This window comes from Streptomyces sp. H51, from assembly GCF_035656535.1.
In the GTDB taxonomy this organism is placed as follows: domain Bacteria; phylum Actinomycetota; class Actinomycetes; order Streptomycetales; family Streptomycetaceae; genus Streptomyces.
Genome location: NZ_JAYMHD010000079.1, coordinates 113,932 through 121,413, shown reverse-complemented (window position 1 = coordinate 121,413; position 7,482 = coordinate 113,932). Strand labels below are relative to the sequence as shown.

The following is a 7,482-nucleotide window of genomic DNA, read 5'->3' as shown; positions in this document are numbered from 1 at the left end:
GCGCTGTCCCGAGAAGCGCTGTCGCGAGCGGCTCGTCGACGACCGGGGGCTGTCCACCGGGGGCGAGCCACCGGCTCGCCCCCACCGTACGGCGTGGCAGGTCAGGACACCGTCACGTCGTCGTAGTACGTGTAGGTCGCGTCACCCGCGTAGTTGTCGTCCTTGTTGGTGAGGGTGAGCGTGTAGTTGTGGCCCGCGGTGACGGTGCCGGAGACCTGCTTCCAGCCCGCACCCTGGGTGCAGGTCTTGGCCAGCAGCGTCGTGGTGGTGCCCGCCGTGGTGTCCTGGAGGGTGGCCGTCGCCCAGTCGTAGCTCACCGTGTCCGGGCAGGTGACGTCGTACCAGAAGGAGATCTTGCTGGTGCCGGACGGGGCGGTGAAGGACTGGGAGACCGAGGAGGTGTTCGTCGGACCGGTGGAGCCCACCGTCGCGCCGTAGCTGCCGCTGTGCGCCGCCGAGGTGGTGGCGGAGGCGGTGCCACTGGTGGTCCAGCCGGACAGGCTGCCGGTCTCGAAGGTGCCGTTGGTGAGACTGCCGCCGGTACCGCCACCGCCGCCCACGATCGCGTGGGTGATGGCGCAGTTGTTGGTGTCGTTGGACCAGCTGGCCTGCTCGGCGAAGGTGCCGGTGCCCATCGTGACGTTGGCCGCTCCGCCGGTGGTGCCGGGCGAGAGCCAGGCGCATTCGTCGGCGTTCTCCTGGCCGTCGTACGAGCTGCCGGTGTGGTTGGTCCAGCCGCCTGCCGGATTCTGGTCGGACATCATCTCCTGCCACTCGTGGCCGAGCGTCATCGTCCAGCCGTCCAGCGTGCCGGGCGAGTTGACGAACCCGACACCGCAGCCGGAACCGGAGTCCATGTTGTACGGCTGGTTGCTGAACGCGATGTCCCCGTAGGAGGAGGACACGGGCCCGCCGGAGAGCGTGCTGTCGCCGTTGTAGTCGTGCCAGGCGCAGTACTGGCCCTGGTAGTTGTCCGGGTTCGTGTTGTGCGGCGAGAGGATGACGTAGTACGCGTCCCGGTTGGACGCGGCGGTGGTGTTGCCGAAGTGTCCGGCTGCCTTGACGGCTTCGGCGCCGAGCTGGTGCCCGGTCGCGGCGCTCGGCGAGGCCGCCGAGTTGTCGTACCACACTCCGGACAGCACGCCGCCGCTCTGGTACGGGATGAAGTCCGCGTTGGACGGGCAACTGGTGGCGCCCGAGGACACGTTCGGCCCGTCACACCACTGGGTGAGATCTGCGGACCACCGCTCGTTGCCGGTGCCTATGTCCTTGAACATCTCCTGGGCGACGGGGGCCGCGCCGTCGGGGTCGCCGGAGAACGTGGCGTCGCCGCTGCTGTTGGTGCTCTGCGTGCCCCACTGCGAGCCGTAGAAGACCAGGTAGACCTTGGAGTGACCGCTCTGGACGCCGATGCCGTCGACGCCGCCGCCGTAGGAGAGCGTCTGCGACCCGGTCGCCGTGGCGGCGGCCGGCTGGTCGGCCGCCCAGGACTTCATCTTGGCGTTCCGCTGGATGGTCGGTATGACACCGTGGCGGTACGGGTGCTGGTAGGCCGGGCTGTAGGGGTTGGGTCTCGCCGTGTGGGCCGCGGCCTGGGGGGCTGCTGCCGCCTGGGGGATGGAGGCGACTACCGCACCGGTGAGGAGGGACAGCGACGCGAGACCGGTCAGGGTTGCTCGGACTGCGCCGCGGGTGTGGGGATGACCCATGGGTGATGGGAACCTTTCTGGCACGAACCTCCGCCGTCGGTGCGGCGGGGGTGAGCTGCACGGGGTGTTCGACGAGGCCATCACCCGTCGGACCGGCTCCGGCCGTCGGTCGACGCCGGTTTCGTGCATTGCTGTCCGCCAAGGAACTCCCGTCCTGAACCGGACGAATAAACAGACAGTGAGAAGGGGTTCACACTGCCGCTTTCAGCTGCCCGAATTGGTGATGACCTGTCTGACGCGGAGAAGCAAAGCAGGCTTGACGGGTCCAGGTCAACGCAAATGCTGAGCCTTTACACAGGAAGGCGGGGGCAGACGGCCCGAAGTGACGGTCACGGCACCGTGCAGCCGCCGCAGCATTGTGACTTTCCATCAAATCGTTGCAGCTCAGGCTCAGTTGACGAGCACACCGGAAGATACGGCGGTGGCACTCCGCGTGCCCCTTCCGGATCCTTTCTCTGCACAACACACCACCGAAGCCGACCAAGTTCGAGAAAATGCTCGTCCAAGAAGCGTTAATCAAAGCTCAATTGTTTGTCGTGGTCACCAATCGGATTCTCCCTGATGAGCCAAGGCTGAGTCAGGGCCCGGGCATACCGGTCCATCGACCACCACCTCCGCGAAACCCGACGACGAAGCACGGCCCGGCCCCCTGGCCGTGCCATCTCGTGACATCGGTTCTCGCGGTCAGGCTCGGCGGGCGTACGACGTGAGGCGATCGGCGAGCGCGATGACGAGGTCGCGGAGTTCATCGGGGCGCTCGACGACGAACGGCCGGCCGAGTGAGGCGAGTACCGGAGGCAACCAGTCGAGCCGCTCCGCCCGCAGCTCGACGCGCAGCCAGCGTTCGGTCGCCCGGTCCTCTCCGGCCGCGGGCTCGTGCTCCTCCAGGCTCGCGACGCCGACGGGGAGGTGCGCGCGGATCTGCTCGGCCGTCCCGTGGATCCGCAAGGTCACCTGATGCCGGTACTCGGCCGTGGCCAGCCCTGACAACACGCGCTGCGCCGGACCGGGACCCACGGGCGCCTCGAACGAGCCGGGCAGGGTCCGCGCGTCCGCGATGCGATCGAGCCGGAAGGTCCGGTCCTCGCCGATCCGGGCGTCCTGGCCCGTGACGTACCACCGGCCCGCATGGGCGACGATCCCGTAGGCGTGCAGCGTGCGTTCGCTGCGCCGTCCGTCACGGTCGGTGTAGCGGATCGAGACCGGTCGGCGATGGCGCACCGCATCGGCGATGGTGAGCAGGATCCCGGCGTCCGGGTGGGCCGACTCGCCGGGCTGATCCGTGAAGGCGAGGGATTCCAGGAGCGTGTCGAGCCGACGGGCGATGTGCTTGGGCAGCACCCGCCGGATCTTGGCCGACGCCGTCTCGTTCGCCGTGCGCTGCGTCGTCGTCAGCCCTGCCCGGCGGCCGGCGACCAGGCCGAGCAGCACGGCCAGCGCCTCGTCGTCGCTGAGCATGAGCGGAGGCAAGCGGTACCCGGGGGCGAGCCGGTAGCCGCCGTAGCGGCCGCGCACCGATTCCACGGGCACGTCGAGGTCGATCAGCTGGTCCACATACCGGCGCACGGTGCGCCCTTCGACGCCGAGCCGGTCGGCGAGTTCGGCCACCGTCCGGGTGCCGCCCGACTGCAGCAGCTCCAGGAGTGTCAGTACGCGGCCGGTGGGTCGGGGCATGTCCGCCAGCCTAACGCGAATACAGGACCGGTTCTGTCCACTATTTCTCCTAGCCTGCGACGTGCACGCCTCCAGCACAGCCAAGGAGATTCCCATGGACTTCGTCTCGATCCGCATCATCACCAGCGACGTAGCGCGCCTCGTCGACTTCTACGAGCGAGCCACAGGGGGGCGGGCGACGTGGGCCACCGAGGACTTCGCCGAACTCAGGACCGCGGGCGCCACCCTCGCGATCGCCGGCACCCGCACGGTCTCGCTGTTCGCCCCGGGCTCCGCCCGCCCGGCGGACAACCGCAGCGTGATCACCGAGTTCCTCGTCGACGACGTGGACCGCGTTCACCAGAACCTGACCGGCTTCGTCACCGACTTCGTCGCCGGGCCCACCACGATGCCCTGGGGCAATCGGTCGCTGCTGTTCCGTGACCCCGACGGCAACCTCGTCAACTTCTTCACCCCCGTCACCCCGGCGGCCATCGAAAAGTTCGCACGCTGACGCCACGCGCAGCGGATGCCGAGGGCGGCTACCGACGCAGTTGGCCGAGTCGGCTGCGGATCGACCTGCGATACGACGGAGTGCGCGTCATCAGGCGCCCGCGTGGACGTATGCGGCCCACACCGACGGCAGGTTCGGATACTTCGCCCTGAGCTGCCTGACCGTGCGGTGGACCGCCGCCGAGGCGCACAACGCACCGGATCGGTCCGCGATCAGCTCGCCGTAGAGCTGTCGGCTGAAGGCCGGCGCCACCATGTCGTCGACGCGCCAGAGCGTGCCGACCACCTGGGAGAAACCGGCTGTCTGGAAAGCCGCCAACGGGTGGATCGCCTCGTCGGACAGGCGCGCGGTGGTGCGGGCCGTGTCGCAGGCCGACAGGAACGCGAACTCCGCGTTCCGCAGACGCAGCCGGGAGAGGTCCAGCACCCGAAGCGGCGCGCGGTCGTGGTCGTGCAGCGCGAGGTGGCTGTCCGAAGGGTTGTCCGGGTCGCTGTACCCGTGGCAGGCGAAGTGCGCCCAGCCGCCGGCCGGCAAGGCGTCGAGAACGGCGTCACGAGTCGCCTCCGCGCCGACCAGGACCGTGGCGCCGGGTACGAGAGCGGCCAGGTGGTCGGCTTCGGCCTGTGCGCCGGGCAGGTCCGGGGCATCCGGAGTGTGCGGCATCGCGACCACCAGCAGCCGCGGCTCGTTCCGGTCGTCGCGGCGGCCCGCGCGGGCGTAACCCAGGGCGCGGACCGTCGGCGTCGTCGAGGAGACGACGCGGTCGAGGAGCACAGGTCCGCCGTCGCGGTGGTGGCCCGCCGCGTGCAGGGGGAGCAGGCTGAGCGGCCCGACCGGGGCCCACCAGATCCGTGGCCACGGACCGTCCGCCGCCGGTTCCGCCGTCAGCCCCAGTTCGCCGAGCACAGGGCCCACGATGGTGTCCCACAGCCACTCCAGCGTGTCATGGATCGTCTGTTCGGCGGCCAGCCGCCCCTCCGTGAACGCGGTGTGCAGAGCGCGTACGCGGTGGCTCACGGTCTCTTCGCTCAGCCGGTCCAGCGCGCGTGACCGGACCCCGTCAGGAGTGATGATCAGCGCGTCACACCGGTGCCGGCTGACGTTGACGTACACGATCGGGCCCTCGTGCGCCTGCGCGGTGAGGTCGGTGAGCAGCGGGGGCCGTAGGAACCGCTCCATCCCGGGCAGCGCGCGGATCCGGTCGGTCACGGCGTCGAGCTCGTCGGCGAGGGCCACGCGGTCGCTCGTGGTGTCGGTTTCGAACTCCGCGGTGAGCGTCCGGAAGCGTTCGGCCAGCTCGGGCGCCCGCTCGCGCAGGTCGGATAGATCGCCGCGGCTGTCGAGTGCCTGGGCGGCGAGCACGCAGCGTCCCGATTCGAGCAGGGTGACCGCGCTCACCTCGTCGCCGACGGCCAGCGCGCACGCGGCCGCGTCGGCGGCGACCCCGGCGAACCGGCCGAGCCAGTACTGGGCGTCCTCGCGGCCGAGGCGGCGCCCGGCGAGCCTGGGCAGCAGCCGGACCGCGGTGGCGTACCCTTCGGCGGCCACGTCGAACTGCCCCGCCTCGGCCGCCAGATCGCCCCACCGGTCCGCCGCTTCGGCCCGGCTCTCCGTCGGCGATCCTGCGGACGCTGCGGCCTCCCGGTAGCAGCCGAGTGCCTGGGTCAGCGCGTCGCCGTCGCCGAGGTGCCGGAAGCCGAGCGCCAGGACGTTGGCGACGCGGGTCAGGAAACCCGCCCGGGAATAGGCGTCCTGCTCGGGCCTTTGCACCGCGCTCCGGGCCAGGCCGACCGCCTCGGCCAGGACCTGCGGATCCGGCGGATCCCGTCGCGCGACGGCGGGTGCGACGGGGTGCGTGCACCAGTCGCCGAGCACGGCGGCCAGGCTCGCGGTGTACCGGGGCCAGTCCGGGCTGTCCTGCGGAGTCGCGGCCACGGACGCGCGACGCGCGGCGATCGCGTCCCGCAACGCGTTCCGGTCGCCGAACCTCTCGTACGCCATCCCCAGCACACCGCCGAGATTGGCCAGCCGCACTGCCCGGCCCGGGGCGTCGTCCGCCGTCACGTCCACGGCCGCGCGGTGCGCGTCGATCGCCTCGTCGAGCACGCTCGCCTCGCCCGTCCTGATGAACCAGTCGGACAGTATGGCGCCGGCGTTGGAGAGCCGCTGGGCCTGCCCGGCGACCGGGCTCGCGCCGAGGCGGACGGACTCCCGCGCACGGTCGACCGCCTCCGACAACACCTGCAGCTCGCCGGTCACCCGGTACCGGTGGTGCAGCATGACGGCGAGGATCCCGAGCGCACGCAGGTGCTCGCCCTGCCCGGCCGTGGCCCCAGCGGCACGGCGAGCGACGTCGATCGCCTCCATGACGTGGGCCAGGTCTCCGGTCGCGTGGAACAACGAGTTCAGGTTGACGGCGAGGTTGCCCATGAACTGGGCCCGCAGTGGTTGGTCCGCCGACGTGCACGCGACCGCCTCCCGCTCGATGACGACGGCCTCCGCGAGCGCGGCGTGGTCCCCGAACGCTTCACCCCGGGTGGCCAGCGCCGTGGCGAGGTGGTCCAGCCACACGCCCCGACGGGGGTGCCCGGCGGGGCTCGCCGCCGCCGAACGCCCGAGCTCGATCGCCCGCTCGAGCAGGGCCGGGTCCCGGGTCTGCTCGAACTCGGCGGCGTACCGGCCGCACATTTCGGCTTCGCCGTCGGCGCGTTCCCAGCCACTGTTCGGTTTCGGGCGCTCGCCGGTGAGCGCGGCCCATTCTCGTTCCGTGGTCGTCAGCTCGACGAGGTTCTGCGAGTGCCGCGGATCGGTGACCGGGGTGTGGGCCACCAGCGTCTGCCGGACCCGAAGCAGTTCGGCCAGATCGTCCCGCGCTCCGCGAGCCCGGTAGTGGTCGTCGAGAAGGTACCCGAGGATCTTCAACCGGTCGAGCACGTCGGACGACCCGGCCGGCGTGAGTTCCACCGCTCGCCGCGCGGCGTCGACGGCTTCCTCCACGACACCGGTATCCCCGGTCTCACGGGACCAGTCGCGCAGGACGACGGCGAGGAAGTGCAGACTCCTGGCGGTGGACGCGTCATCGGGCGAGCATTCGGCGGCGGCCCGCGCGTGCTCGGCGGCCTCCGCCAGGGGGGCGAGGTCCTTCGTCACGGTGAACGCCGTCCGCAGCGCGACAACGAGGTTGTTCAGGTAGGACGCCTTCTTCGTGGACGGTTCCTCGTCGACGGCCGTCCGGCTCCAGTGCAGCGCGTCGGCCAGGGTGCCACGGTCCTGGTTCTGCTGGAACGCGGTGTGCAGCAGCATGCCGATGTTGTTGGCGTAGCCGGCCGAGTCCGCCGGGCTTTCGTACGTCAGGACGTAGGCCTCCATGACGTTGCGGACGGCTTCCCGCAGGAACTCGAAGTCTCCGGTCTGGTGGTAGCGGGTCTGCAGCAGGCCCCCGAGATCGGACAGGACCGAGCGGCGCTCGGCCACGTCCTCGGCGGCCAGCACGGCACGGCCGAGGTCGATCGCCTTCTCGACCGACGCGGGGTCCGCGCTGTGCCGGGCCACCCGGAACGCCTCCCAGAACCGCTCGGCCGGACCGTTCGCGGGCCCACCGCCCAC

4 protein-coding genes are annotated in these 7,482 nt (G+C 70.8%); 1 reads left to right on the top strand and 3 read right to left on the bottom strand.

Features of this window, described 5'->3' with window-relative positions:
* Positions 1-101 precede the first annotated feature (101 nt).
* Positions 102-1,709: a hypothetical protein gene (locus VKA29_RS31150; RefSeq protein ID WP_324789353.1), complete on the bottom strand. Its 1,608-nt coding sequence runs from the start codon at positions 1,707-1,709 to the stop codon at positions 102-104.
* A 684-nt stretch (positions 1,710-2,393) separates the two neighbouring features.
* Positions 2,394-3,383 carry a YafY family protein gene (locus VKA29_RS31145; RefSeq protein WP_324789352.1) on the bottom strand — a complete coding sequence of 330 codons (990 nt, stop codon included), beginning with the start codon at positions 3,381-3,383 and terminating at the stop codon, positions 2,394-2,396.
* Positions 3,384-3,477: 94 nt separating this feature from the next.
* Between VKA29_RS31145 and VKA29_RS31140 the strand changes: the two genes are divergently transcribed.
* A complete protein-coding gene (locus tag VKA29_RS31140) occupies positions 3,478-3,876 on the top strand; it encodes a VOC family protein (RefSeq protein WP_324789351.1) in 399 nt (132 codons plus the stop codon).
* A gap of 90 nt (positions 3,877-3,966) precedes the next feature.
* Here VKA29_RS31140 and VKA29_RS31135 read toward each other — a convergent pair whose 3' ends face one another.
* Positions 3,967-7,482, bottom strand: a complete 3,516-nt coding sequence (locus VKA29_RS31135) for a CHAT domain-containing protein (RefSeq protein WP_324789350.1) — start codon at positions 7,480-7,482, stop codon at positions 3,967-3,969.